Consider the following 25,808-nt stretch of genomic DNA (forward strand, 5'->3'; position numbering starts at 1 on the left):
GTTTTTCTTTATTAAAGATAAACAAGTGGTCTACAAGACGAAATACGATTCACGTCTCCTATTGTCTATTAGAACACATCGTCCACTCGAATCGGTTTATCAATCGGATTTCCATTCGCATCAAACGGTGCTTTAACCATGAAGGTCACTTGTTTAACATCGGCAGCTTGAACGGTTTTTAATGGAAAGTACATACGTTTTTCAAGCGGACTCTCAGTGATGATTTGCCATTCAATACCGTTGCTAATATGTAAGTCAACTTCTTCTAAAATCTCTTCACCATTCACTTCTAATGTGAAATGATCTGTATCGAAGATGAGTTCCTCATCAACTTCTTCAGCAAACACCTCATAGTCAACATAGATGTATGAACCTTCAGCGGAGTCTAGACCGTCAACAATAAAAGAAATGTGCCATTCGGCATCTATCACTCGTACCTCGTTCAAAGAGAGTTCGATTGGGCCTGTTTTATAGTAACCCAGTTCAGTAGCTTCTTTCCAGACTTGATAGGTGGCTTGTTCTGTCTCTTCAATGCGAAGAGGAGCAGTATCGCCTGCTTGATTACACGAGAACAGAAATAAAAGAATGAAAGGAATAGAAAAATATCTCATTGTAATACCTCCTGATTCTATCTCCACCTTTACTTTATCAATTATCAAACCGAGCGTACATGAATAGACCTTACTAAGAGGCGAATGAAGTGGTGAAAATCAAAAGGAGGAGTTTTGATTTAGATAAGATTTTCGACACTGAGAACCTTTCATCTACTAGATAGGTTCTTTTCATTTTGTAAAAGAGAAATCGAGTATCCGTACTTTGCTTTCCCCTTTGCCTTCAAACGCTATAAGTAAGGGCAAAAAACCCACATAAGTTCTGTGCATGTCGTTCTTTTTGGCTACGTTCCGTTTACTCTTTAAACAGTGTTGGGTAAACTAAAAAAGAGTTACTGAAAAAATGTTTAGAGTGGGGTCTACTATGGATAAAGCACTATTTAACATCGCTCCTGAAACGTTTGAGCGCTTGAGCTCAACGGAACGTTATTTGTTAACGTACATACATGATCATCTAGATGAGATTGCAACCATGTCGATTGTTACATTAAGTGAGCGTGCAACAGTTTCAACAGCAACCATTGTCCGTTTAATGAAAAAAATGGGCTACCGGGGATATACTCCTTTCAAATATAGATTGGAACAAGATAAGAAAATGGTTGATACAGAGGGGAACTTGAGTGGTATTGATCATTCCATAAAAAAAGCGTTACAGAAAAATGAAGAAGAAGTCCGTCGAACGATACAATTGCAAAGCATTGGACAAATTGAAGACGTTGTCCAGAAAATGTTTAATGCTGAAAAAATTTATATCTTCGCTAGAGGATTTTCTCAAATGATTGCACAGGAAATGATGGTAAAGCTACAAGTATTAGGCAAGACATGTGAAATGCATGATGATCCTAACATCATACGAATTAAATCTCGGAAGATGAACCATCAAACCGATTTAGTCATTTTCGTTTCTTTGAATGGAGAAACGGAAGAACTTGTTGAGGCTTGTCAAAACTTAAGAATCTTACAAGTCACAACCATTACGTTAACAACAAAAGTCAATTCTTCGTTAAACAAGTTGTCCGATATGACCTTACTTGGCTATAAGAGTGAGGGTTCCCCAATACCTGAATATGAAGTCCGTTCCAGGCTGTCTCTTAACGTTATTGCTAGAGTATTACTAGATGCCTATGTGATACGTAGGGAAGATGCTGTCCATAAGTAAAACACATAATAACCACGCCTCTCCATCTATTAAAGGGAAGCGTGGTTTTTGTTATGCGCTACTTGTTTTCATAAGTTGAAAACATTTACAAAATAGCTCGTGCCATAATAAGGACAAGAAAGAAAACCAAGAAAAGTTGGTGAGACAAATGATTTATACGTGCACGATGAACGCCGCAATCGATCTTTACGTAGAGCTAGATACGCTGAAGCCAGGACGAGTGAATCGAACGGTTGATGAAGACTACCAGCCAAATGGAAAAGGCGTCAATGTATCGATTATATTAAAAAAGTATAAGATCGATAGTGTAGCGATGGGATTTGTTGCTGGATTTACTGGACGCTTTATTGAGCAATCCTTACATGAAATGGATGTAATGACCGATTTTGTTCAAGTGGATGGCATTACGCGAGTCAACGTGTTTATGAATGCAGATAAAGAGTACAAGCTAGTAAATCAAGGGCCTTCAGTAACAGATGAAAAACAACAGGAATTGCTTGATAAAGTAGCGCAATTTCATGCAGGCGATACATTCATTGTCTCAGGTAGCCTACCTAGAAATGTAAGCGAATCAATTTTAGCAGAGATGGCAAAGATCTGTGAAACAAACGGAATTGACTTTGTTTTAGATACAAGTATCCGCTCGCTCCAGGATATTTTACACCACAAGCCTTACCTTCTTAAACCGAACGAAGAAGAGCTCGCTGACTTCTTTGGTCTTGAGCACGAATTAACCGAAGAAGAGTGTATCCATTACGGAAAAGAATTACTCACTCAAGGCGCCAGAAACATTCTCATTTCTCGTGGAGAGAAGGGTAGCATTTTTATAAATGATGATACATGTATCCTTGCCGCTTCTCCTAAAGGGGACGTGCTTAATACAGCATGTGCAGGCGACGCGCTACTTGGAACATTTATAGGACTGTATAAGAATGGAACCCCTCTAGAGGAAGCCTTAATGAGGGCTACAGCTACAGGGGCATCAACGGCATTTTCTAAGGGATTAAGTGATCTGCAGGATGTTCCGCAACTCTTGAATCAAGTTGAAGTAACTAGGAGGGAATACGTATGAGTCAAGTTAAAATCATTGCCGTTACAGGTTGTCCAACGGGCATTGCGCATACATTTATGGCAGCGGCAGCACTAAAAAAAGCGGCCGAGAAAATGGATGTAGACATTAAAATCAAAGTTGAGACCCACGGTCAGGCTGGAATTGAGAACGCTTTAACTGAGCAGGACATACAAGAAGCAAAAGGCGTTATTGTAGCCGCTGACAAGGATGTGAACGCCGATCGGTTTCATGGAAAACCTGTTGTTGATGTTCCAGTGGCTAAAGCGTTACGTGGAGCAGAGGCGCTGATTCAACAAATTCTTACTGGTGAAGCTCCCATCTATAAAGCAAAAAGTGGCTACACAAATCAAGAAGGAACAGAAAAGCCTACAACTAAAAAAGGCGGCTCTATTGGGCGCTCTATCTATAAGTCATTAATGAATGGCGTATCTCACATGCTTCCGTTTGTCGTAGGTGGTGGGGTACTGATTGCCTTATCTTTCTTATTTGGGATTTATTCGGCCGATCCAGACCATGAAACCTATAATGCCTTTGCTGGCTTTTTAAACAATTTAGGCGGACTTAGTTTTAGCTTAATGGTTCCGATCCTGGCTGCGTTCATTGCTGAATCGATTGGAAAACGCTCAGGTATGGTTGTTGGTTTTATAGGAGGACTATTGGCGGTTGAAACTGGCGCTGGCTTTCTTGGTGGTATTATAGCTGGTTTTGCCGCTGGTTATCTCATTGTTCTTTTACAATTCGTCATGAAGAAATTTCCTAAATCTTTAGACGGATTGAAAATGATCTTCTTATTTCCAGTACTCGGTATTTTCCTAATCGGAGCAGTGATGTTCCCGCTTATGACACCGATCGCATCCATAAATGAAGGAATGATGACCTTCTTGTCTTCCGTCCAGACTTCGAGCCCGCTGTTATTAGGATTAATTGTAGGCGCCATGTGTGCATTTGACATGGGTGGACCGGTAAACAAAGCGGCTTATGTAACAGGAACATTGTTGTTATCACAAGGAAATCTCTACTTTATGGCAGGGGTATCTGCGGCTTGTATTGCACCACCGCTTATTACCGCTTTTGCTGTTTTGTTTTACCGTAAGTATTTCACGAAAGAAGAACGTAACGCTGGAATGGTCAACTTTATACTAGGTTCAACTCATATTACGGAAGGCGCTATTCCTTTTGCGGCGAAAAACCCGATTGTTGTATTACCAATCCTTATGTTCGGATCGTCTATCGCTGCCATTATGACGTATTACTTTAGCGTCCAAGTGCCAGCACCACATGGCGGGTTTCTCGTCTTGCCAGTTGTAACAGGAGCATTAAAATGGGTCTTTTCTATCTTAACTGGCTCCATTCTAGCCGGCATTCTATTTGGCTTATACCGCAAGAAGATTGCTGGAGGGAAACCAATCGAAGACTAAACACCTAAAGGAGTGAAAGACATGATAACGGAAAATCAAATTCATTTGCATGCAACAGCCAAAACACAAGAAGAGGTCTTCTCTACAATTGCTGAGATTGCTGTCCAAAATGGGATAGCAACAGACGCAGAAAGAGTGATGGCGGGTTTAAAAGAGCGAGAGGCACAGAGCACAACGGGATTCCTAGACGGATTTGCTATTCCTCACACGCAAGCTGAAACCATTACCCAACCGGGCATCATCGTTGTTCGAACGGAGCAAGGGATTGACTGGGATTCGTTTGATGATCAACCCGCCTTTTTCTTTATTTCGTTGCTTATTCCAAAAGAAGAAGCTGGCTCTACCCACCTGCAAGCGTTGGCTGCCTTATCATCAGCCCTGATGGACGATGAGAAAAGAGATGGTTTTCTTCAGGCACAGACTGCACGTGAACTTTCAGAGAACATTAATTTAGCCATTATAGGAGATGACAACTAATGGGATTACAATCAACGACACCAATGCTAGAGAAAGCGAAAGCGAATAAACACGGCATTGTCGCATTCAACGTCCATTCATTTGATAGCATCTTTTGGGTGTTAGAAGCGGCAGCAGCATTAAAATCACCGGTCATTCTCCAAACAACAGTGGGAACGGTTCAATCTTTAAAAGCGGACAACCTTGTGCGAGTGGTAAAAGCAGCAGCTGAGCATTTTAATGTTCCAACTGGTCTGCACCTGGATCATTGCACAGATTATAACGTCATAAAAGAAGCCATTCGCGCCGGTTATACCTCTGTAATGATTGATGCGTCGATGCATCCATTTGACGAGAATGTCGCTCGTACTAAAGAAGTCATCGCGTTGGCAAAAACACTAGGTGTTAACATTGAAGCAGAACTCGGCAAAGTCGGTGGTGTAGAAGATGACATCGTTGTGGCTGAAGAAGATGCGCAGAAAGCCATTCCTGAAGAGTGTAAACGATTCGTTGAACAAACAGGAGTACCTACTCTAGCACCAGCTATTGGAACAGCTCATGGCATATACAAAGGGAAACCAGAAATTGATTTTGAACGAATTGAACAAATTGCTTCAATCGTCGATGTTCCACTCGTACTACATGGGGGATCAGCCGTACCAGAGGAAGATGTACGCCGATGTGTCGAACTCGGAATGGCCAAAGTGAATGTTTCGACTGAATTAAAGAACGCTTATTCAGAAGCCATCCGTCAGCACTTTGAAGATGCACCAGAAAGCTTAGATCCTAGAGCTTACTTACAAAAAGCAAAAGAAGCTGCAATCGAGATGGCGAAATCAAAAATCCGCATGGTCGGAAGTGAGAATACCGTCGTACCAGCATTCGTATAAGGTAAACAGCCTCTAACAGAATTTGTTTGTGGTGTGGAAGAGGCTGGGACATAACTAAAAGTAGTATTTGAAAAGACGAATAGTCTAAACTATGCTGAGTAGCACCGCTACAGGAGAATCCTTCGCTTTCCGGGGACACGGCCTCAACCTCCTCCGTGGAAAACCGCCACTCCAGAGTCTTCAGACACGTGCTGATCCCCCAGGAGTCTTCGGATTCTCCTTCCGTTCATTTTCATATAAAACAAACGATGAACGTTCCTATTTTCAGGAATGTTCGTCGTTTTGGTCTGTCTATCTACTTTTGTCCCAGCCTCTTTCCTACGTTTAGTCAATAGGGTTTTTATAATAATTCTGATGATGTTATTTTTAAATCTAGGCATAGGAAATAAACCTTATCCCTGTCTATTTTTAAATAAGGTTCCTATGGTATACTACAGTTATTGGTCCATTGAGACCGCGTGCGAGTAATCGTACTCTGTATGATTCCTAGCCATGGAATACATACACTTTATGAACTTGTTCATACAAGCGACAACGGCAACCTTGTCCTTCTTGGGGGTAGGTTGCTTTTTTAATTTGTAATAATACTCGACAATATGATTAGGAGCTGCTTTCTGCTGGCGGATCATGTTCCGAATGATGAGATATAAAATCTTTCTCCCTTTGGGATTTCCACGTTTATTAATATGGTCTTGTCCATGATATTTGCCAGATTGATATCTGCGGATATCAATTCCCACGAAGGCGTTCACTTTTTTGTGATTTGAGAAGCGGGACAGATCACCAAGTTCCCCCATCACAAGAGCTGCACTAATTTCTCCAATACCAGGTACGCTAAGAAATAAATCAAACTCAGGAAGGTTTTTGGCTTCCTCGATCAGTTCTTTAGATACGCGTTCTTTTTCTTCTAAAAGATGAAGAAGCTGACGCGCATAGTATCGTACCTTTTGAGTTTGAACACTCTCTATAGAGACGGCTGGGTAAGAAGAGTGAGCGTAGCTCATGATCTCGACTGCTTTCTGTTTTGCGCGATTCTGTGAAATGTTTTTTAACGTATGATTGATGAGCTGATTTTTAATTTTTGTGATACTCGACCTTAAAACAAGATCGGGATGAGGAAAGAGCGCAATCAGACTTAAAGCGTAAGGTGTAATTCGACTCGAGAAAAATTGTTCAAGCTCTGGGAAACTAAGCTGGAGTGCATTGTGTAGATACATACGCATCCGTTTAATTTCCTCTTCAATCTCTTGATAAAAACGCGAGAGGTCACGCAGATGTTGATAGATGATGGATTGCGTTTGAGTTTCCTCTCTTCTGTGAAGGGAATGAGACTGAGCTAATAAGTGGGCATCGTGTTTGTCGGTTTTCCAGCTTCTGAGTGTCCCTAGCTCAAGCTGTTTTTTAGCCTCTAACGGATTAAGAATACAGTAACGTAAAGCATTCCTTTGGCAAAACGTCTCCACTGGTTTGGAATAAATCCCTGTGGCTTCAAAGACAACGGTCACACTACCTGGAAGGGTCTGAATGTGATCGAATAGCTGTTGAAATCCTAGTTGATTATGAGCAATTTCTTCTTCGTACAAACATCTTTGGTCTTGATAAATGACCGAGTAACTTTTCCCCATTGATACATCTAAAGCGACTACAAACTCCATCATTGTTCCTCTTTTCATTTAGCATTGAAAGGTCTTCACTTAATCATTCCGATTCTAATTTCCTCTACACGAGCTCAATGGCCCCAACATACTTAAACCTGATTCAGTAATGAAAGTGAAGAAGCTCGGTTTTTAATACGGATTCTAGATCCTTGAGGCTTAGGTCGAGCTTTCTTTCACCTCTCACTATACGCCTAAACGAAAAATAGTGGGTAAGATTCATCCGTCGATGATCTTACCCACTAATCTTAGTATGTTTTTTGTGTTTGTTTCTCTTCTTGCTCTTCAAGAGCTACTATTTACCGTATGCTAAATGATAGCTAAGCTCTTATTCTGGTGCAGGGGCAAAACCAAGGGTATGTAAATGAGCCTTATTAAAAAACAAATGAAAAATGCTGAGTACATCTGCTCTTAATCTGTAGATTTTTCTTTTATCTACTATCTAATGAGTAATTCTCTTCCTATCCTTAATCATTAAATCTGTTATAAACCCCATTAACAAACCAAAAGTGAAAGCACTAAAATGTCCTACAATAGAGATATTTGGAATCGTAAAAGTTGAAAGTAAACCAATTACACTAAAGATTGTCATGAACCTTCTGTCGTCTTGATTCAATTTGTTTTGATTAAAAATAATATAATACATATAAATTCCTATTAAACCATAGCCAATTCCTGAAGACCCTGCTAAAGGAAAATCTCTAGAGTGAAACATCTCAATGGTAATGCCGGTCAACAAGGATAAAAAAACAAGGATTATTAGATATAGAAAACTACCAAAATATTTTTCTAATGGTCTTGATAGAATCATTAAAAACGGTATATTAACAATCAGATGAAAAAGACTCATATGCCCAATTGAGTAAGTGATGAATCTCCAAAATTCACCATTTTCGAGCGTGTTCCCATTCAATGCCCCCATAAGCAATAATGAATGCTCCCTATAACCATTTAGAAAAAACAGAACTATTAGAGAAAATAAGACACACAAGCATATATAGATCACTGTTATTGGATAACTACTCACAAACTGCTTTAAGTTCTTTTCAAAATTAAACATAAAATTCACCCCTTTATATTTTTCTGCAAATTAATCTAGCTTATCAGCATTATGTATTATTCCTTAAACACTTCCAAAATCCCCCCATAGTTAATAGGACAGCTAAGGGGGAAGATTTAAAGTCCTGTAATACGTACAATTAAAGTACACTTTCTTACATAATGAATATATGTAATATATAGTTTGCATTATGCAATGTATATGTTACAATTAACTAGTAATTGGAAAGGGTGATTTTTTATTGATAAATAAGGTTAAGCTTGCACGACTCGAAAAATCCCTAACCCAAAGCGAACTAGCAGATTTAACTAATGTTACAAGGCAAACTATTGGTTTAATCGAAAAAGGGCAATATAATCCATCTTTAAAGCTTTGTTTAGATATTGCCCAAGTCTTGAATAAGACTTTGGATGATTTGTTTTGGGAGGTGGAAAGTTGATTAAAACGTGGATTCGTTTCTTGTTACCTAGTGATGAGTATAAAGAACAAAAAATCATCTACTACATGGCAGAAAGCTTTGTTTTGTTATTCTTATCGAGTATTGTGTTATTAGCTTTAAGTCGTTTCACTCAGCTAGACATGACTATATCTACACTTGCCCTTATTGGTGTTGGTTCGATTTATATTACAGTAAGATATTCCTTTTCAGGAATTGAATACACAAATTTGTCTAGCAAAAAGGAATTTAAGAAAGAAAGAAAGACGGCGTTAGTACAATCATTGATATTCGGTGGGATTTTCACTGTATTGTCCTCTATTTTCATTAATCTACCAACAAATTCTACCGATTGGTTAAGTATGGTAGCACAGTTCTTACTAGTATCCTTCCTAATGTACTTACTTACTTTCTTGTCTTTAGTAAGGTCTTACAAGAAAAATAAAGACCTAATGGATGATGAATAATCAACTTTAATATAAAAAGGAGGAACTCATAATGAAGTATATTCTTTACTTCTTAATAACATTTATTTTGCAATTAGGGGTCTTTAAAGTTCTATATAGTGACCTCGCATTAACTGTATTTCATATGTTGGCGTTCTCTGTGTTATATACACTACTTATGTATGTTGTGGATAAACTCTTTCCATTAACAAAGAAAAAGCCCATTTAAGGGCTTTTTCGTTTCAGTATTATTTACCAATACAAGCAATACTCCAAACACCAAGCGATGCAGTTAGACCTACAACGCCACCTCTAACTGCATTTTTCCCTACAATTTTAATGATTTCTTTTGAAAGTTTTTTCCAGTTTTTATCATCGATTAGTTTTTGCATTCCGCCACTAATGAAACCAATACCAGTTCCAATGAGGATTTTATCAATCATACAGCTTCTCCATGAGAATGTACCAATTTCATCTTCTTGTGCTACTTCAATAATTCCAGCAGCGACAAGTTCTTCTCCAAACACTTCTTCTTCATTAATAATTTTCATGAAAATTTTAATAGTTTCCAAGTCTTGACCCACACCAAAATATTCCGATGCTTTTGCTTCATCTAATATGTACTTCTCACCGTTGAATTCAGATGCTTCACCAAACAAAAATTCAAGGTCTCTTTCCAATTGTAAAAGTTCTTTGTCTTCTTCACTTAGGATGTTAGCCATGGAAATTGCTGGTGAAAAAGCCATTAGTATCACCAATGTCGCTAATAATGCTAAAGCTGATTTAAAGAATTTACTTTCCTGAATTGCTGTCAAACTAATCACTCCCAATTAAGATGTTTGTTACAACGGAAACTATAGACCAATTTATACCAGCAAACAACAGTTTTTATACAAATTTTATAAAAACTTTATAATTTTGTAAATTTGTATATAGTTATGTGATTTAATGAATAAGGCGCACTTAAAATTTTTGAAAGCTACAGATAGCATATTTTTCTTTTTTGCCTATTCGAACAAAGCCCATTCATCATATTCCTTATTAAATAACCTTAGAGGTAGTAAAGGATGGGGGGAATCGATTTGGAAAGAAGTGAAAGAACATTTTCGATTTATTAAACCACTTTCTGAGGAAAGCTACTTATTAATCTATACTCGTGATAATACCTATCCAATTGCAAATCAAAAACAAGGACTTGGAAGTTGTCAGTACTTGGAAGTTGTCTACGAGTTTGAGGTTGAATGAGTGATAACCGAGTATCTTTTCCTCATAGACTATGAAGTATAACCATATCCTTTCTACTAAAAATGACACTAATAGACAAAAACAGACATGTGAAAAATTTACTAGTTCAACCATTTTCCCAACCTTGAAAATCTTAAATTTCAATATATTTCCTGTATACTAATTGGAAGAGATTGAATTTGAAGAAATGAGGATTGGATATGAAGACATATGCCGTCGAAAGGGTAGGACAACAAATTGTAGAGTGGTATAGCTGCATTATGACAAAGGATATAAAACAAGCAAAATTATTAAAGCCAGAAGTGGATATAATGGTTGCGAATATGGAACCAGACGACAAAATGTTAGCTTACTATCAATTGGTTTCTTTGCAGTATGATTTGTTGGTTCTAAGAGAAGCTCCTGATGAAAAGACAGAAGCGTTAAACGAAACGATATTAGAAAACATCGCCGTTCAGACAAATGATTATTTAAACTTTATGTATTACTATGTATGGGGTCAGACTGAGTTTTATAAACAACGTTATAAGTCAGCTATACGAACATACAAAATAGCGGAACGGTTAATTGAAAAAGTAAAAGACCCTTTAGAAAAAGCTGAATTCTATCAAAAGCTTGGAATCAGTTATTATCGGATTGATCAATATACATTTGCGTTCTCCTATCTGGAACAGGCTTTAGAGATCTTTGAAAAAGATTCTAGTTATATAATGAATGTCATATCTTGTAAGCAAATCTTAGCAGGTATTCATAGTGAACTTAAGGAATATGAGAAAGCCGAAGCGATTTATACTGAGCTACTAGTATTATCAAAACCATATCCTTATTATCAAGCGATCACTACATACAATATGGGTTTAAGTAGAATCTTTGTTGGCAATCTTGACGAAGCTATTCAACATTTTAACAAGGCTATACGAATTGAAGAATTTAGGAATTCAGCTATCTATTTAAAAGCAAAGTACCATGTATTAAATTTACAAATGAGGTTGGGAAACTATGCAGAGGGGCTTGAACAATTAGAAGAAGAAGTACATAATAAAGATGTGAAAGAGATTGAAGGGAAGCTTTTAATATGTCGTGGTCTTTACTTGAATGAGGGATACTGGCTTATAGAAAAGGGCTTGAATTTGCTACAAACACATGAGTATTATTCTGAATGTCGCAATCTGTGTGAAGAAATTTCCAAACATTATAAAAAAGCGGATGATTACAAAAAAGCTTTATATTTCTTAGAGTATGCAAATGAAATGGGTAATAAAACAATACTAGGGGTTGATCAAAGTTGAAAAAGTTGTTAACTGGATTAGCGGTTGTTTTTGTTCTAGGTTCTATAAGTTATACGGCAAATACTTTTGATTCATTAAGTCACAAGCATGAGCATGGTCCTGCAAGTTTTGGTTCAGTAGAAAGTAAGCACGAGCATTAATTATTTACCTAGAGTCGCTCCACGTCTAAGTAGTACTGCTTTGTTATTTTGAAAAATCCTCATCTTTTGAACAGACGAGGGTTTTTCAGTATATATAGAAAGAAAAGAGGGTAGTTATGAAGGGTTTAGCAGTTGAGAGGGTAGGACAACAAATCGTAGATTGGTATAGTTGTATTAAGACAAATGATGTAAAACAAGCAAAGTTATTAAAGCCAGAAGTCGATGTACTGGTTGCCAATATGAAACCAGACGACAAAATGCTTGCTTATTATCAATTGGTTTCATTGCAGTATGATCTATTAATCTTGAAGGTGTCTCCAGAGGAAGCGAAAACCAATTTAGATGTGAGTGTATTGGAGGGCATTGCAAATCAGGCAGACGATTATCTTAAATTCATGTACTACTATGTTTGTGGGAGAGCTGAATTTTATCACAAGCGCTATAAGTCGGCGATACGTACCTATAAAATTGCCGAACGATTAATTGAAGAAGTCAAAGATCCTGTGGAAAAGGCTGAGTTCTATCAGAAACTTGGGATTAGTTATTATCAAATTGATCAATACACGTTCGCATATACCTATCTTGAACTAGCCTTAGAATTCTTTGAGAAGAACTCCAGCTATAAGATTAATGTCTTTATATGCAAGCAAACTTTATCAGGCATATACAGCGAGCTTCAACAACATAGCAAAGCTCAAGAAATGTATAATGACCTATTGGAGGATACAAAGTCTTCTCCCTATAATCAAGCTATAACCAAATACAATATTGGAATCAACAGAATCTGGTTAGGAAACTTTGATGAAGCAATATCCTACTTTAAACAAGCTTTAGAGAATCCTGCATTTCAAAAATCAACTATTTCTATAAAGGCTCATTATCATATTATGAATTTAGAAATACGATTAGGTAAAAAACAAAAAGGGCTAGCGTGGCTAGAAGAAGAGGCCAAACTGAAGAATGCGAAAGATATTGAAGGGAAGCTAATGGTCACCCGTGGTTTATATGTAGATAAAGAGAATTCGTTAATTATGCAGGGCCTAGAATTACTAGAATCAAGTCAATGCTTTTATGAAGCTTATGAAATGAGCAGTGAAGTTTCGAAATATTATAAACGGAGTAGAGACCTAAAAAAAACCGCCTATTTTACTAAGTATGCGCACGATATGAAGTGTAAAGCGATTTTAGGACTTGATCAGTCATGAAGCAAGTAGTTGCCATGATCGCAGCTTTACTTATTGTGAGTTCTCTTTATCTCGTATCCAATTCTTTCGATGCTTCATCCTCAAAACAAGATACTGACTATAGCGTAATTGAGCTTAACTCACCACCCAAAAATGAAACAGGTAATTGAGATAAGCGATATGTTTCATTTAATTTGAACAACCAAAGAATCAGCTGGTTGTTTTTTTATTTTTATATATTGATAGGTGGAGGAAAGCCACGATTAAATCTTATTACATAAAAGAGGATCAGTGTTTTTATGTATGTACACAATGCCGACCACATAAAAGGTAATAAGGGTATTCCTTTAAATAAAGACTAGAAAGAGCCTGAACTCTTCTAGTCTTTTTTATTATTCTGCTCTGACTTCAATGGTTCTCTCATTAACAATCTCATCACCATCAAACTCTTGAAGATTCAAATCAAAATCATACATATTCTCTAAAATATCATCTGGTGGCACTTCTTCAAGGTTAACAGAGAAAGTGAACTCTTGGTCTCCAGGAATTGTATTTGGAATTTCAGCATGAATAGATGCACTCTCATGTTCAAAGTATTCATTTACTCCATCATCCAAAAACAATAGTTCGTAGGCAACGTCAATCTCCTGATTGTTTTCGTTCTCGAGAGTAATTGCAAAAGTTGGTATCGGCTCAGAAACAAACTGGGAATGAACAAACTGAACATCATTCAAGTCAGTCCCTGAAGAGCATCCGGCTAATAAGAAAAAAGAAGATATTGTGTAAAGAGATAATTTCTTCAAATGAAAACCCCCATTTATAAAATTTTTATAAATTATTAATAGTCTGTATTTATAAATTTATCATATATGGTTATAATCAGTTAATCTACTAAGCATTTCGTTTTTAGTTAGAGTGGAATTTCAGTGAACCCATAAAAAGTCATCAGAGTCTATCAAAATGGTTTTTGGGAGTGGTTCGTATAATATTTATATTTTGCGAAGATACTAAAAATATTCGACAATTTCCTCTTAATCACAAAAAACCAATAATTTTTCGACACCAAGTCTAATGCTTTGTGTAAGAAAAATAAAGAGGGAAGGAGTATGACATGAATTCAAAAAATCGTTTTCTATTATCGTTTTCTATTTCAATAATTATTTTTATTGGTACCTTTTTTATACTAGGTTTAGAGCAAGCTTTTTATTATTCACTTGGCTTTTTCCTTGTATACTTCTTTGTCTATCCATGGCTTTTAAAAATAAAGAATGATAGTGAAAACTCTAGTTCACGTTAGAATAAATACAGAGAAGGATATTACTCAAAGCACAGGTTTATCATTGATCTGTGCTTTCTTGACATACTACAGAAACGGTATTATGAAAAAAGTATAAGGTAGGCATAATCGTAAACATTATCAACTGAAACAAAAATATCTCATTAAACCTTTTTTCTATTTAAGGAGTGAAACGGATGAAACAGAAACGACTGTGGGTGTCTCTAGCTGTTGTGCTAGCACTGATTCTCGCTGCTTTCTTTCTATTTCCGCAAGATGATAAAGCCATGGTAAGGTACACCGAATACATTCAAGAGAAAAGGCATGAGCCTTTGCGCACGTACCATCAAGACCCGGTTGTCGGTCTCTTTCTAACTGAGGATGGGAACCACGCAGGTATTGCGATGGTGACAGAGGATCACATTGGCGAAGTAACAAACCTCATTCATCAAAGCGACCCCACGTTTTTAAGTGTAAAAGGGGCGGAAGAAACGTATATTGGCATTCTTTTGCCTAGCGCTCTTGTCGAGGATAACAGCATTCATTCTGTTTCTATTAAAGATACAGAGAGTGGAGAGCTTCCAATTGATGAGGAACAAGACATCTTCTTTTCCTTTGTGTTTCTAGAAGCGGATGTTTCTATTCCTATCCAATTGCAATTCAAAAACAAGGACTTGGAAGTTGTCTACGAGTTTGAGGTTGAATGAGTGACAACAGAGTGTATTTTCCTCATAAACTATAAAGTATGAATAATTCTTCTAGTAAACCAACTCCAAGTTTAATCGACAAAAATGCTCCCTCCAAATTTTTTACATTGAAGGGAGCATAGAGTGGGGGTTCTTTTACTTTTATACGTTCGTAAGGTATTTCTCAAATATTGATGAAAATACTATGCCGTTGGTTGGTTAAATTGCAACCCCTTTCCCTATCCTCTTGATAAGAAGGGAGAATTTTGAACACCTGTTAAGTGTCCACCTAGTTTTTTAGGAGCACTGACCCTTCATTCCAATTATCTTTTAAAGATAGGAAGATTTAATACTCTAGAAGAAAAAGAATACCTAAAACCAGTAAAGCAATTATTATTGCAGTCACTATGCTTCTCGATCTACTGAGATATTTTCTAGAAATAAAATAACTTATAACCAATGATATAATAATAGGTGAAACAAAGTAACCAGCTAAAAAAGAATGATCCCAGAAGTTAAAGCCTGTTAATTCAGTTCCAATGAGCAATAAATAAAGGCTATAGAGCATTCCAACCATAAGTGATAATAAGAGAGCCGCTAGTAAATAAGCCATTAATTTAAAAGAAAAGTTAAATACTGATTGATACAAGTAGCACTACCTCCAACCTGTTTAATTATTAATAACTAAATTTAAAGCTTTGTTGAGGCATACCAGGAATTAAATTTGAGTATATGGCTATCCATTATTAATGCAACCGCAACTTTTTAATTGTATGACGTCATTTTAATAATATCTACCAATTCCGTAACCAAAGCTTAACATTAAAAGGTTTATTTTGGAGGAAACTTTTGTAGCCTTCCCTATTAAACTATGATAAATTATGAGTAGTACTCTTAAATTTGTAGAAATCAGCATGATATTGTCAAAAAAGTGGGGTTTGAACCACTTTTTGTTTGTTTTTGAGAGTTTTAACAATTATGGTCATGTCTTCAATACCATTATCAATGAAGGCACTCGGCTATGCTAAGGGTCATCACCTTAGGCGCAGGTCGCCGATGGCATGGTGTGAGGAGAGGTTCAATGCCTCTGGTCAAAGCGACCGAGACAAAAAACAGTTAGAAAAGCGCTTACATTAAGGATGTAGGGATTTTTCTAACTGTTTTTATTTTTAATAAATAAAGTTAAATGTATAGTTATGTTTCTTAATTATTTATGTAGGGGGATGAATAAACAAGATGACACTAAAGCAACGATTATTGGCTCTTATCGGAATTGACTCTGCAATTGTACTTTTTTCTATCTATATCTGTAGCTTAATTTTAACGGCAGGTGTTTCACCAGTAACCGAGGTCATTATTGCAAGCTCGATAGTTTTGTTACTTGTCCACCATCTGTGCGCTTATCGCTTTAAGTTGTACAAAAAAGCTTGGGAATATGCAAGTATCACTGAGTTGAAAGCAATTGTGTACACGGTCACGATTTCAATCGTCGCAGCAGGTCTAACACAGATGATCTTCTTCCAAGATCTTTACGTACGGACACTTATTATGACATGGATGATGCACGTACTATTAATCGGTGGATCTAGAATGTCGTGGCGCGTCTATAAAGATGCCTATATGGGTAATAAAAAAGACGGTAAACGCACACTCATAATTGGTGCCGGATCAGCTGGAACCATGATTGCGAGACAGTTAAAACAAGATCAAGACACTACGCTGACGCCTGTTGGCTTTGTTGATGATAATTTTACTAAGCATGGTTTAGAGATATTAGATCTCCCTGTATTAGGCGGTACAAAGAGCCTACAAGAAATTGTTGCAAATGAAAGAGTAGAGCATATTATTATTGCGATCCCTTCATTAAATAAAACCGACCTTAATCATATTATTAAATTATCCACAGATACAAAGATAAAAACGCAAATTCTTCCTCGTATGGAAGACTTAGTACTTGGAGCTGTTCAAGTTAGCCAGTTTAAAGACGTGGAAGTAGAGGATTTACTTGGACGTGAACCTGTAGAGCTAGACGTCGATGGAATTGCTGACTATATTACTGGAGAAACCATCCTTGTCACAGGTGCTGGCGGTTCCATTGGTTCAGAGATTTGTCGTCAAGTCGCTCGGTTCTCTCCTAAAGAAATCATTTTATTAGGTCATGGAGAGAACAGTATTTATTCCATTGAGATGGAGTTGCGTCGAAACTTACCTAATCTACCTATTGATACAGAAATTGCAGATGTACAGGATAAGGAAAAAATTCAATCAATTATGTTTAAAAGACAACCACATGTTATCTTCCATGCGGCAGCACATAAGCATGTACCGCTTATGGAGCGGAATCCAGAAGAAGCGGTTAAGAATAACGTGATTGGTACAAGAAACGTTGCTGAAGCTGCCGACCTAGCTGGCGTGAATACGTTTGTGATGATTTCAACAGATAAAGCTGTCAACCCAACAAGCGTAATGGGGGCTACAAAGCGAATTGCGGAGATGATTATCCAGCACATGGATATGATTAGCGACACTCGCTTCGTCGCTGTTCGTTTTGGAAACGTATTAGGCAGTCGCGGTAGCGTTATTCCATTATTTAAAGATCAAATTAAAGCTGGTGGACCGGTTACGGTGACACACCCAGAAATGGTTCGGTATTTTATGACAATCCCGGAGGCGTCACGTTTAGTTCTACAAGCAGGGTCTTTAGCGGATGGTGGAGAGGTTTTTGTTCTTGACATGGGTGAGCCTGTGAAAATAGTTGATCTTGCTAAAAACTTAATACGATTAAGTGGGTTTTCTGAAGATGAAATACCAATCCGATTTTCGGGTATGAGACCTGGAGAGAAAATGTTTGAAGAATTATTAGGGGAAGATGAAGTTCATAGTGAACAAGTTTATCCAATGATTTACCGTGGTAAAACCCCTGAAGTCAATATAGAAGTTACATACAATTTAATAATCCAATACGTCCATATGGATACGAATCAGTTAAGAGAAGAACTTTTAAATATAGCTAATTTTAAAGTAGACGGTTTAAGAGAATTGATTACAGCAAATTAAGTGAATGTGGAAGGAAGTACCGAGATGAGTAAAAGGATATACCTATCATCCCCTCACATGAGTGATGAGGGTTATGAGATGGATTATGTCAAAGAAGCGTTCGAAACTAATTGGATTGCACCTTTAGGTGAAAATGTTAATAAATTTGAACAAGAATTTGCTGAGAAAGTGGGAGTAAGAGCTGCAGCGGCACTATCTTCTGGAACTGCTGCCTTACACTTGGCTCTTAAAGCAGCGGGTGTAGGTAGTGGGGATATTGTATTTTGCCAAACATTAACGTTTTCTGCAACTGCAAATCCAATAATCTATCAAAATGCAACTCCAGTCTTTATTGATAGTAACTATGAAACATGGAATATGTGCCCGGATGCATTAGAGGAAGCTTTTAATAAGTATCCTGAAGTAAAAGCGGTAATTGTCGTTCATCTGTATGGACTTTCTGCCGACATCGAACGCATTGCTCAAATGTGTAAAGAGAGAAATGTCGTGTTAATAGAGGATGCTGCGGAGTCCTTAGGCTCCCTTTATAATGGACAACAAACCGGAACTTTTGGTGATTTTGGTATCTTTTCATTTAATGGCAATAAAATTATCACTACTTCTGGAGGTGGTATGCTTGTGTCAAATAATGAGGAAGCGATAGAGAAAGCTCGTTTCTGGGCAACTCAATCTAGAGATAAAGCAATTCATTACCAACACAGTGAATTAGGCTACAACTACAGGATGAGCAATGTTTTAGCTGGCATAGGAAGAGGGCAACTTAAAGTTTTAGATGAAAGGGTAGAAAAGAAGAGATATATTTATGAGTTTTACAAAAGAGAATTAAAAGAGTTAAACGGAATTAAATGGATGCCTGAAATTAAGATTGATCGACCTAATTATTGGTTAAGTGCAATTACTTTAACTGGTGATACTACCCCTTTGGATATTATAGACACCTTAGAAAAAGAGAACATTGAATCAAGGCCAGTTTGGAAACCGATGCATATGCAACCTTATTTTAAGAATTACGATTATGTAGGTTCTACTATTTCGGAACAGTTGTTTGGAAATGGTGTATGTTTGCCATCGGAGACAAAGATGACTGATAAGGATTTATATAGAATAACATCAATAATTAAGAGTTTATAGATTATTGTATTTAAAACGGAGGCTATTTAATAAATGTATGGAAATTTTTTCAAAAGATTAATTGATATAATACTTTCTCTCATAGGTATTATAGTTACAGCTCCAATCATGATTGTTGTTGCTATTCTTGTGTTTACAAAATTAGGAAGACCAATTCTGTTTAAGCAAGAAAGACCTGGTTTGAACGGAGAAATTTTTAAATTATATAAATTTAGAAGCATGAAAAATGATAAAGATGAAAATGGAGAATTTCTACCAAATGAACTAAGATTAACAAAGTTCGGTAAACTACTTAGGTCAACTAGTATGGATGAACTTCCTGAACTGTTCAATATACTGAAAGGTGATATGAGTGTAATTGGGCCAAGACCATTGTTAACTACTTATCTATCTTTATATAGTGAAGAACAAAAGAAAAGACACGACGTTAGACCGGGATTATCAGGAATAACAGCAGTTAACGGTAGAGCAAGCCTATCATGGGAAGAAAAGCTTGCAATGGATGTCTGGTACGTAGAAAATGTCAGCTTCACTTTAGATATAAAGATTATATTAAAGACTATACTAACTGTCTTAAAAAGAAAAAATATAAGTAGTAACAGAGGAAAGTTTAAGGGCAACAAATAACAAATTAATTAGGGGCTTTTTATGGAAATTAAGATCAAAGACGTATTAGACTTACTTACTAAGTCAAATTACAAGTTTTCCTTTCATGGAGATAGAAATGAAATCTTAGAAGGCTTCTCTACTCTATTTAACTATAAAAAGAGTACAATTACTTTCGTGTCTTCCTTAAATAAGTTCGAGGATCACGAATCGTTATTCAAGGGTAGTAAAATCACTTTAATAGTTGCTGATCCAAGTGAAGCTATTAATAGCTGTTTTTTAAATACCATTCATATTAAAAACCCTAAGAGAGCTTTTTTCTTTATACTCGATAACTTATTCAATTCTAATTTAGAGAGTGAGAGTATCCGAAAAATGGAAGTGGAAGATGATAATGACCATTCGTTCATTTCTAAAAAAGCAAAAGTAAGTGTTGGAGTAAAGGTTGGTATTAACTGTATTATTGAAGAAGATGTTGTTATTGGTGAGGGTACAGTGATACATCATAATGTAGTAATTCGAAGCGGTACAAAGATCGGAAAAAACTGCACAATATTATCAGGTAATATCATTGGGGAGACTGGCTTTAATCCACTTAAGTTAGATGACGGTACAAGAATGATGGTAAGGCATTATGGTGGTGTAACAATAGGAGATAACGTTTTTATTGGTGACAACTGCTCAATTTCAAAAGGAGCAATAGACGATACAATAATCGAAAGTGGAGTGAAAATAAACAAAAAAGTTATAGTGGCTCATAATGTTTTAATTGGAAAAAATACTGTTATTACCTCCCCTACTTTTATTTGTGGGAGTGTAAAAATTGGATCAAATTGTCATATTGCAGCTAGTGTAATTAAAAATCAGTGTACTATCGGTGACGAAGCTATTTTAGGATTAGGATCTGTAGTGGTTAAGAATGTTGAAAGTAAGACAACAGTTGTAGGTAATCCAGCAAAAGAGTTAATCTGAGGTGAATTTTATGAGAATATTAGTTTTTGCTCCACACAATGATGATGAAGTATTAGGTGTAGGTGGAACGATAGCGAAATATGTAAATGAAGGACATGAAGTGTATGTCTGTGAAGTAACTAGTGGTGTAGATAAAAAACGCCTGGAAAGAATTGAGAATGAAGCATTAGCTGCACACCGTATTTTAGGCGTTAAAGAAACAATGTTTTTAGGACTCCCAGTTGTGGGTTTGTCTGATATTCCGCTCAAAGAACTAAATCAATCAATACTAGACGCTGTTAATAAAGTTAAACCAGATATTGCATATATTCCCCATAAGGGAGATATGCATGATGATCATACTAGAGTTGCAGAAAGTGCCATGGTGGCTTTAAGACCAGTGAATAGTCCTCAGCTAAAAGCAATATATGCTTATGAGACATTATCTGAAACAGAGTGGAATATTCCAACTGTGGACAATGCTTTTATACCAAATGCATGGACCGATATTAGTGAGACAATAGATGATAAATTAAGGGCTATGAGTGAATTCAAATCGCAAGTGAAAGAATTTCCTAATCCGAGATCTTTAGAAGCTATTGAGTCACTATCTAAATTTAGAGGATCAACGATTTGTGTTAGAAATGCAGAAAGTTTTATGGTAGTAAGAATTATAAACTAAGGGGTTTTTTTTTGACCTATAATCAGAGAAATGAAATAGGGAGTTATTTTGAAACTGAAGATAAAATAATTAATTGCAAGCAGGAAAATCGATTCGATTTTGATTTTGAAAAGTTATTCTCAGATTCCACTTATGTTTTCTCGGGTAGAAATGCTATTGAGTTAGCTTTAAAAGATATTGAATTAACCAAAGAGATAAGAACCGTTTACATGCCGTCTTATCTGTGTGATTCAATGATTGATCCATTTTTGGAAAATGAGGTTAAGATACATTATTATAAAGTCAATTATAATTTTAATTTAAAAGTAGTTGAAGTAGATATCAATAAGAATGTCGAATGCGACATTCTTTTTATTAACAATTATTTTGGTAACAATAAATTAGTTAATAAAGAAAGTATTGATCATTTCAAATCAAAAGGTACGGTTATTTTTGAAGATGTCACTCATGGATTGTTTAACAAAAACTTTATCGAGAATAGTTCAGATTATTATGTAGCAAGTATTAGGAAATGGCTAGGCTTAGCTTCAGGTGGATTATTATTAAAAAAAAATGGAATCCTTGCTAATAAACCAATTATTAATAGTGACAAGTTTGCAAGTACAAAGATTAATGCTATGGAATTAAAGAAAAAATACTTAAAAGGCTTTAATGTTAATAAAAATGATTTTATGAAAATTTTTGCTGAATCCGACAAAATGTTTAAAGAAGTTGGTACGAAATATAAGATTGATACTCATTCAATAAACATATTGAACAAATTAGATAGCGATTTGTTGAGAAAAGTAAGAATTAATAATTCGAAATATATATATGATCAATTAAAAAGACTAGAATTCATTGAACCAATTTTTACGGAAAACTTTAGAGATGATATTTGTCCATTATTTGTTCCTGTTATTATTAAGGCTGGAAAAAGAGATGAATTGCGTAATTTATTAATTGAAAATGGTATTTATTGTCCAGTACACTGGCCACAAAACAGAGGACAATATTCAAATATACAAAACAATGAACTATCATTAATATGTGATCATAGATATGATCACAATGATATGGAGAGATTGTGTGCAGTTCTAAAAAACTGGGATAAAATAAATAGCGAAACTACCTAGCTATTAATAGTTTTTAATAAAGAGGAGTTCTAGAATGCAAGATATTTATTTTGAAGACTCATACGGAAAACTTTATGAACGTATTGAAGATGGAAAATCAAAAAGTTTCCTCTTTGAAAGCGAATTAGGTAAAGTGAGACATCAGTTTATTAAGCGGAAAATTTCTACTTCCTTATATAAAAATGAAGTATATGACCTCGTTACTCCTTATGGATATGGTGGACCAATTATTGAAAAGGTCAGGAAAGGTTATGAAGCAGAGCTTGTTGAAGAATTTAATGAAGCTTTTAAACAGTATTGTTTTAATGAGAATATCATCAGCGAATTTGTGAGATTTCATCCAATACTAGAAAACGCTAAGCACTTTGGAAATGTATATGATGTTACCAAAATACGGAAAACTGTCGGTACTGACTTATTAAATTATACAGATCCATATAGTGAAGAGTTCTCAAAAAGTGCCAGGAAAATTATAAAAAAATCTTTATTGAATGGTATTAAATATAATGTTGTGCGCAACCCAGAGAATATAGGTTCTTTTAAAAATATCTATTATTCTACTATGGATAGAAATAAGGCAAGTGACTATTATTATTTTGGTGAAGAGTACTTCGATAGCTGTCTTAATTACTTAGGTCAAAATATTATTTTAGTAGAAGTCTATCTCGAAAATAAAGTTATTGCTTCTGGATTTTATTTTGTATTCAATAAGACAATACATGCTCATTTATCAGGAACATTAAATGAGTATCTAAATTATTCCCCAGCTTATATTTTAAAGTACGCAACGTTAGAATGGGCAAAGGATAACGGAATAGAGCTTATACATTATGGCGGAGGTACTAGCAACAGCGAAGAAGATAATCTATACAAATTTAAGAAGAAGTTTGGCAAAAATACATCGTTTGATTTTTATGTTGGGAAAAAGATTTGGAACAAAGATGTATATAAAGAGCTTTCTGAAGGTGTAGAGAGTAACATAGATTTCTTTCCATTATATAGGTTTCATAAAAAATAATTGTTAGTTAGGAGTATAAAATGTTAAGTAATCTTAGTGGTAAAAAGTTATTAATCCTAGGCGGTTCAAAAATTTCATGTGAAATTGTAAGAAAAGCAAAAGCAATGGGGGTTTATACAATGGTTACTGATTGGTATCCTATTGATAAATCACCAGCAAAAAAAATTGCTGATGAGTCATTTATGACAAGTACAACTGATATACCAGCGTTACTTAAATTGATAAAAGAAAATAAAGTAGATGGAATTTTAACTGGGTTTACAGATTCAACTCTACCTCATTATGCAAGGATCTGTGAAGCTGCTAATTTACCGTGCTACGGTACAGAGGAGCAATTCAATACACTGATAGATAAAAAAGTTTATAAAGAGGTATGTAAAAATTATAATATACCTATAGTTGATGAGTTTTTATTTGAGCCATCTAAGGATAGCATTAACACATCTAAAATAACGTTCCCGGTGTTAGTAAAACCTTCTGATAGTAGTGGTGCAAAAGGTGTAACAATCTGTAATGAAGAATCACAGTTCTTAAACGCCTATGAAAAAGCATTGAGCTATTCCGAGAAAAAACGAGTAATTGTTGAAAGATACATAAAAGGTAAGGAAGTAACGATTTTTTATTTATTAAACGATGGAGAAATCTATTTAACGGGAATGGGCAATAGACACGTTAAACATAATCAAGATGGAGTTATCCCTTTACCTGTTGCTTACACTTTTCCATCAGTTTATCTTGATAAGTATAGGGAAAATACTGATTCAAAAGTAAAAAGGATGTTTAAAGATTTAGGGTTGAAGAACGGTATGGTCTTTATGCAATGTTTAATTGAAAAAGAGGAAGCAATTATCTATGACATTGGTTACAGATTAACTGGAACATTAGAGTACAAATTAATGGAAGAGATCAATGGTTATAATCCATTAAAAATGTTGATAAATTTTGCCTTAACAGGGAGAATGACAGAAGAGCCTGCTAATCTACCAATAGAATCTAATTGGAACAAATATGCTTGTAACGTTTCATTTTTAATGAAACCAGGCGAAATTGCAAGAATTGATGGTTTAGAAAGAATAAAAGAATTTCCAGAAGTAATAGATGCAGTCATTGCAAATGATGTTGGTACAATTATTTCTGAGGAACTTAAAGGGACACTTAGACAAATAGTGTTGCGCGTATTTGCTGTTACAGATAATAGAGATGACTTGGAAAAAGTCTTGGACAAAATTTATAAATCACTTAAAGTTGTATCAACTAGTGGAGAAGATTTATTATTGCCTGGATTTAATACACAAGAATTGGATGGTCTGTTAAAATGAATATTGCCCAGAAAAGAGTTTTATTAAGTGGATCTGGAGGGCTTCTTGGTAGTGAAATTATTAATCAATTAAAGAACAATGACAGTTACAATGTGATAGCAATAACCTCGCAAAGTAAACAACTCCAGGCAAAGTACAAGGAATTTGAAAATTTAACTGTTGTCGATATTACTGAGTGGTTTGGACGTAAAGATATAGAGGCAGATGTTTTAATACATTCAGGCTTTCCGAGAAGTTCAAATCCTACGTCACTTTCTGCTGGGTTGATTTCAACTGAAAAAATTATAAAGAAGTCTATAGATTCAGGTGTAAGTTCCGTAATTAATATATCTTCACAAAGTGTATATAGCCAAAGTGAAAAGGATAATACTACGGAGCAAATAGACGTCTCACCTGAATCAAATTATGGTATGACTAAATTTGCTGTTGAAAGGATAGTCAATGCATTCTGCAAAGAGAGAGTCCATTTTACAAATATTAGATTAGCTAGTTTAGTAGCATTAAATTTTGATATTAGGTTAACAAATAAGTTTGTCAAGGATGCTTTTTTAGGAAAAGCTTTAAATCTAACTGGTGGAGATCAGAAAATTTCTTATTTAGACGTTAGAGATGCTGCATCAGGAATCATTAATATGCTCGAATTCAATTCATCTAAGTGGAAAGAGGTCTATAATTTGGGCAATGATGACTACTTAACTCTAGTTCAGATTGCCGAGCATATAAGAAAATTGTTAAAAGAGTCCCACAACATTGATGTTGTAATAAATATTAAAGAAAACAGTGGTCCAAATACAAATAACTTAATAGATAGTAATTTATTCTATAAAGATTTTAACTGGAAACCAGATTTTACAATGAAACATTTTATAAAGGATTTAATTCATAACTATAATTAAGAAGAAAGTT

The 25,808-nt window shown here is 35.5% G+C and carries 29 protein-coding genes; 23 read left to right on the forward strand and 6 right to left on the reverse strand.

Annotated features, from left to right (window positions below; genetic code table 11):
- Nucleotides 1-68 precede the first annotated feature (68 nt).
- Complete coding sequence (locus BK583_RS02720; protein WP_055735330.1) at nucleotides 69-611, reverse strand: hypothetical protein; 543 nt, start codon at nucleotides 609-611, stop codon at nucleotides 69-71.
- Nucleotides 612-975: 364 nt separating this feature from the next.
- On the opposite strand from BK583_RS02720, the gene BK583_RS02725 reads away from it, so the two are divergent.
- The 5 genes from BK583_RS02725 (at nucleotide 976) to BK583_RS02745 (ending at nucleotide 5,606) form a co-directional block, all read left to right on the forward strand.
- Nucleotides 976-1,770, forward strand: coding sequence for a MurR/RpiR family transcriptional regulator (locus tag BK583_RS02725; protein WP_055735329.1), 795 nt, complete (start codon nucleotides 976-978; stop codon nucleotides 1,768-1,770).
- A 148-nt stretch (nucleotides 1,771-1,918) separates the two neighbouring features.
- Nucleotides 1,919-2,842, forward strand: coding sequence for a 1-phosphofructokinase (pfkB, locus tag BK583_RS02730; RefSeq protein WP_055735328.1), 924 nt, complete (start codon nucleotides 1,919-1,921; stop codon nucleotides 2,840-2,842).
- Nucleotides 2,839-4,260: a PTS fructose transporter subunit IIC gene (locus BK583_RS02735; protein ID WP_055735327.1), complete on the forward strand. Its 1,422-nt coding sequence runs from the start codon at nucleotides 2,839-2,841 to the stop codon at nucleotides 4,258-4,260. The genes pfkB and BK583_RS02735 overlap by 4 nt, the downstream gene beginning before the upstream one ends.
- Nucleotides 4,261-4,281: 21 nt before the next feature.
- Nucleotides 4,282-4,737 carry a PTS sugar transporter subunit IIA gene (locus tag BK583_RS02740; RefSeq protein ID WP_055735326.1) on the forward strand — a complete coding sequence of 152 codons (456 nt, stop codon included), beginning with the start codon at nucleotides 4,282-4,284 and terminating at the stop codon, nucleotides 4,735-4,737.
- A complete protein-coding gene (locus BK583_RS02745; RefSeq protein WP_055735325.1) occupies nucleotides 4,737-5,606 on the forward strand; it encodes a class II fructose-bisphosphate aldolase in 870 nt (289 codons plus the stop codon). The genes BK583_RS02740 and BK583_RS02745 overlap by 1 nt, the downstream gene beginning before the upstream one ends.
- A gap of 437 nt (nucleotides 5,607-6,043) precedes the next feature.
- Here BK583_RS02745 and BK583_RS02755 read toward each other — a convergent pair whose 3' ends face one another.
- Together BK583_RS02755 and BK583_RS02760 are read right to left on the reverse strand one after the other, a co-directional pair.
- A complete protein-coding gene (locus tag BK583_RS02755) occupies nucleotides 6,044-7,264 on the reverse strand; it encodes an IS110 family RNA-guided transposase (protein ID WP_245804411.1) in 1,221 nt (406 codons plus the stop codon).
- A gap of 439 nt (nucleotides 7,265-7,703) precedes the next feature.
- Nucleotides 7,704-8,321, reverse strand: a complete 618-nt coding sequence (locus BK583_RS02760; protein WP_055736708.1) for a rhomboid family intramembrane serine protease — start codon at nucleotides 8,319-8,321, stop codon at nucleotides 7,704-7,706.
- A 241-nt stretch (nucleotides 8,322-8,562) separates the two neighbouring features.
- Here BK583_RS02760 and BK583_RS02765 point away from each other — a divergent pair, with 241 nt between their 5' ends.
- From BK583_RS02765 to BK583_RS20575, 3 genes are read left to right on the forward strand one after another with little or no spacing between them, the layout of a single operon-like run.
- Nucleotides 8,563-8,760, forward strand: a complete 198-nt coding sequence (locus BK583_RS02765; RefSeq protein ID WP_055736709.1) for a helix-turn-helix transcriptional regulator — start codon at nucleotides 8,563-8,565, stop codon at nucleotides 8,758-8,760.
- The gene (locus BK583_RS02770; RefSeq protein WP_055736710.1) at nucleotides 8,757-9,224 is read left to right on the forward strand and encodes a DUF6773 family protein; all 468 of its coding nucleotides are present in this window, start codon (nucleotides 8,757-8,759) and stop codon (nucleotides 9,222-9,224) included. Before BK583_RS02765 ends, BK583_RS02770 begins: the two co-directional genes overlap by 4 nt.
- A gap of 31 nt (nucleotides 9,225-9,255) precedes the next feature.
- Complete coding sequence (locus BK583_RS20575; protein WP_160319299.1) at nucleotides 9,256-9,432, forward strand: hypothetical protein; 177 nt, start codon at nucleotides 9,256-9,258, stop codon at nucleotides 9,430-9,432.
- 19 nt (nucleotides 9,433-9,451) lie between these two features.
- On the opposite strand, the gene BK583_RS02775 is transcribed toward BK583_RS20575, so the two are convergent.
- Entirely contained in the window at nucleotides 9,452-10,018 is a 567-nt protein-coding gene (locus BK583_RS02775) for a hypothetical protein (RefSeq protein WP_055736711.1), read from the reverse strand.
- 157 nt (nucleotides 10,019-10,175) lie between these two features.
- On the opposite strand from BK583_RS02775, the gene BK583_RS02780 reads away from it, so the two are divergent.
- From BK583_RS02780 to BK583_RS20585, 5 genes are all read left to right on the forward strand, one after another.
- Nucleotides 10,176-10,448, forward strand: coding sequence for a hypothetical protein (locus BK583_RS02780; protein ID WP_139366158.1), 273 nt, complete (start codon nucleotides 10,176-10,178; stop codon nucleotides 10,446-10,448).
- Nucleotides 10,449-10,648: 200 nt separating this feature from the next.
- The gene (locus tag BK583_RS02785) at nucleotides 10,649-11,737 is read left to right on the forward strand and encodes a Rap family tetratricopeptide repeat protein (protein ID WP_055736713.1); all 1,089 of its coding nucleotides are present in this window, start codon (nucleotides 10,649-10,651) and stop codon (nucleotides 11,735-11,737) included.
- The gene (locus BK583_RS20580) at nucleotides 11,734-11,877 is read left to right on the forward strand and encodes a hypothetical protein (protein ID WP_160319300.1); all 144 of its coding nucleotides are present in this window, start codon (nucleotides 11,734-11,736) and stop codon (nucleotides 11,875-11,877) included. The genes BK583_RS02785 and BK583_RS20580 overlap by 4 nt, the downstream gene beginning before the upstream one ends.
- 116 nt (nucleotides 11,878-11,993) lie before the next feature.
- Nucleotides 11,994-13,082: a response regulator aspartate phosphatase gene (locus BK583_RS02790; RefSeq protein ID WP_055736714.1), complete on the forward strand. Its 1,089-nt coding sequence runs from the start codon at nucleotides 11,994-11,996 to the stop codon at nucleotides 13,080-13,082.
- Nucleotides 13,079-13,231: a hypothetical protein gene (locus tag BK583_RS20585; RefSeq protein ID WP_160319301.1), complete on the forward strand. Its 153-nt coding sequence runs from the start codon at nucleotides 13,079-13,081 to the stop codon at nucleotides 13,229-13,231. Before BK583_RS02790 ends, BK583_RS20585 begins: the two co-directional genes overlap by 4 nt.
- A gap of 222 nt (nucleotides 13,232-13,453) precedes the next feature.
- Here the strand turns inward: BK583_RS20585 and BK583_RS02795 are convergent, their stop codons facing one another.
- The gene (locus BK583_RS02795) at nucleotides 13,454-13,864 is read right to left on the reverse strand and encodes a hypothetical protein (protein ID WP_078440013.1); all 411 of its coding nucleotides are present in this window, start codon (nucleotides 13,862-13,864) and stop codon (nucleotides 13,454-13,456) included.
- A gap of 670 nt (nucleotides 13,865-14,534) precedes the next feature.
- Here BK583_RS02795 and BK583_RS02805 point away from each other — a divergent pair.
- Nucleotides 14,535-15,044, forward strand: coding sequence for a hypothetical protein (locus BK583_RS02805; protein ID WP_055736923.1), 510 nt, complete (start codon nucleotides 14,535-14,537; stop codon nucleotides 15,042-15,044).
- Between the two features lie 325 nt (nucleotides 15,045-15,369).
- On the opposite strand, the gene BK583_RS02810 is transcribed toward BK583_RS02805, so the two are convergent.
- Entirely contained in the window at nucleotides 15,370-15,672 is a 303-nt protein-coding gene (locus BK583_RS02810; RefSeq protein WP_055736924.1) for a hypothetical protein, read from the reverse strand.
- A 587-nt stretch (nucleotides 15,673-16,259) separates the two neighbouring features.
- Here BK583_RS02810 and BK583_RS02815 point away from each other — a divergent pair.
- From BK583_RS02815 to BK583_RS02855, 9 genes are read left to right on the forward strand one after another with little or no spacing between them, the layout of a single operon-like run.
- Complete coding sequence (locus tag BK583_RS02815) at nucleotides 16,260-18,080, forward strand: polysaccharide biosynthesis protein (protein WP_055736925.1); 1,821 nt, start codon at nucleotides 16,260-16,262, stop codon at nucleotides 18,078-18,080.
- Between the two features lie 24 nt (nucleotides 18,081-18,104).
- A complete protein-coding gene (locus BK583_RS02820) occupies nucleotides 18,105-19,211 on the forward strand; it encodes a DegT/DnrJ/EryC1/StrS family aminotransferase (RefSeq protein WP_055736926.1) in 1,107 nt (368 codons plus the stop codon).
- 33 nt (nucleotides 19,212-19,244) lie between these two features.
- Complete coding sequence (locus BK583_RS02825) at nucleotides 19,245-19,838, forward strand: sugar transferase (protein ID WP_055736927.1); 594 nt, start codon at nucleotides 19,245-19,247, stop codon at nucleotides 19,836-19,838.
- Nucleotides 19,839-19,859: 21 nt separating this feature from the next.
- The gene (locus tag BK583_RS02830; RefSeq protein WP_055736928.1) at nucleotides 19,860-20,789 is read left to right on the forward strand and encodes a DapH/DapD/GlmU-related protein; all 930 of its coding nucleotides are present in this window, start codon (nucleotides 19,860-19,862) and stop codon (nucleotides 20,787-20,789) included.
- Nucleotides 20,790-20,799: 10 nt separating this feature from the next.
- The gene (locus tag BK583_RS02835; protein WP_055736937.1) at nucleotides 20,800-21,450 is read left to right on the forward strand and encodes a PIG-L deacetylase family protein; all 651 of its coding nucleotides are present in this window, start codon (nucleotides 20,800-20,802) and stop codon (nucleotides 21,448-21,450) included.
- Between the two features lie 11 nt (nucleotides 21,451-21,461).
- Nucleotides 21,462-22,565 (forward strand): aspartate aminotransferase family protein, encoded by a 1,104-nt coding sequence (locus BK583_RS02840; protein ID WP_055736929.1) that lies wholly within the window; start codon nucleotides 21,462-21,464, stop codon nucleotides 22,563-22,565.
- Nucleotides 22,566-22,599: 34 nt separating this feature from the next.
- Complete coding sequence (locus tag BK583_RS02845; RefSeq protein ID WP_055736930.1) at nucleotides 22,600-23,583, forward strand: peptidoglycan bridge formation glycyltransferase FemA/FemB family protein; 984 nt, start codon at nucleotides 22,600-22,602, stop codon at nucleotides 23,581-23,583.
- A 20-nt stretch (nucleotides 23,584-23,603) separates the two neighbouring features.
- On the forward strand, nucleotides 23,604-24,902 hold the full coding sequence (locus BK583_RS02850) for an ATP-binding protein (RefSeq protein ID WP_055736931.1): 1,299 nt from the start codon (nucleotides 23,604-23,606) through the stop codon (nucleotides 24,900-24,902).
- Entirely contained in the window at nucleotides 24,899-25,798 is a 900-nt protein-coding gene (locus tag BK583_RS02855) for an NAD-dependent epimerase/dehydratase family protein (RefSeq protein ID WP_055736932.1), read from the forward strand. The genes BK583_RS02850 and BK583_RS02855 overlap by 4 nt, the downstream gene beginning before the upstream one ends.
- Nucleotides 25,799-25,808: the final 10 nt, after the last annotated feature.

This window comes from Shouchella oshimensis (assembly GCF_002019765.1).
Lineage (GTDB): Bacteria > Bacillota > Bacilli > Bacillales > Bacillaceae_D > Shouchella > Shouchella oshimensis.

Excerpts from the sequence above, each read along its gene's own strand:
- BK583_RS02720 (WP_055735330.1), bottom strand. The coding sequence starts at position 611 with ATGAGATATTTTTCTATTCCTTTCATTCTTTTATTTCTGTTCTCGTGT.
- BK583_RS02725 (WP_055735329.1), top strand. The coding sequence starts at position 976 with ATGGATAAAGCACTATTTAACATCGCTCCTGAAACGTTTGAGCGCTTG.
- pfkB (WP_055735328.1), top strand. The coding sequence starts at position 1,919 with ATGATTTATACGTGCACGATGAACGCCGCAATCGATCTTTACGTAGAG.
- BK583_RS02735 (WP_055735327.1), top strand. The coding sequence starts at position 2,839 with ATGAGTCAAGTTAAAATCATTGCCGTTACAGGTTGTCCAACGGGCATT.
- BK583_RS02740 (WP_055735326.1), top strand. The coding sequence starts at position 4,282 with ATGATAACGGAAAATCAAATTCATTTGCATGCAACAGCCAAAACACAA.
- BK583_RS02745 (WP_055735325.1), top strand. The coding sequence starts at position 4,737 with ATGGGATTACAATCAACGACACCAATGCTAGAGAAAGCGAAAGCGAAT.
- BK583_RS02755 (WP_245804411.1), bottom strand. The coding sequence starts at position 7,264 with ATGATGGAGTTTGTAGTCGCTTTAGATGTATCAATGGGGAAAAGTTAC.
- BK583_RS02760 (WP_055736708.1), bottom strand. The coding sequence starts at position 8,321 with ATGTTTAATTTTGAAAAGAACTTAAAGCAGTTTGTGAGTAGTTATCCA.
- BK583_RS20575 (WP_160319299.1), top strand. The coding sequence starts at position 9,256 with ATGAAGTATATTCTTTACTTCTTAATAACATTTATTTTGCAATTAGGG.
- BK583_RS02785 (WP_055736713.1), top strand. The coding sequence starts at position 10,649 with ATGAAGACATATGCCGTCGAAAGGGTAGGACAACAAATTGTAGAGTGG.
- BK583_RS02790 (WP_055736714.1), top strand. The coding sequence starts at position 11,994 with ATGAAGGGTTTAGCAGTTGAGAGGGTAGGACAACAAATCGTAGATTGG.
- BK583_RS20585 (WP_160319301.1), top strand. The coding sequence starts at position 13,079 with ATGAAGCAAGTAGTTGCCATGATCGCAGCTTTACTTATTGTGAGTTCT.
- BK583_RS02805 (WP_055736923.1), top strand. The coding sequence starts at position 14,535 with ATGAAACAGAAACGACTGTGGGTGTCTCTAGCTGTTGTGCTAGCACTG.
- BK583_RS02815 (WP_055736925.1), top strand. The coding sequence starts at position 16,260 with ATGACACTAAAGCAACGATTATTGGCTCTTATCGGAATTGACTCTGCA.
- BK583_RS02820 (WP_055736926.1), top strand. The coding sequence starts at position 18,105 with ATGAGTAAAAGGATATACCTATCATCCCCTCACATGAGTGATGAGGGT.
- BK583_RS02825 (WP_055736927.1), top strand. The coding sequence starts at position 19,245 with ATGTATGGAAATTTTTTCAAAAGATTAATTGATATAATACTTTCTCTC.
- BK583_RS02830 (WP_055736928.1), top strand. The coding sequence starts at position 19,860 with ATGGAAATTAAGATCAAAGACGTATTAGACTTACTTACTAAGTCAAAT.
- BK583_RS02835 (WP_055736937.1), top strand. The coding sequence starts at position 20,800 with ATGAGAATATTAGTTTTTGCTCCACACAATGATGATGAAGTATTAGGT.
- BK583_RS02845 (WP_055736930.1), top strand. The coding sequence starts at position 22,600 with ATGCAAGATATTTATTTTGAAGACTCATACGGAAAACTTTATGAACGT.
- BK583_RS02850 (WP_055736931.1), top strand. The coding sequence starts at position 23,604 with ATGTTAAGTAATCTTAGTGGTAAAAAGTTATTAATCCTAGGCGGTTCA.
- BK583_RS02855 (WP_055736932.1), top strand. The coding sequence starts at position 24,899 with ATGAATATTGCCCAGAAAAGAGTTTTATTAAGTGGATCTGGAGGGCTT.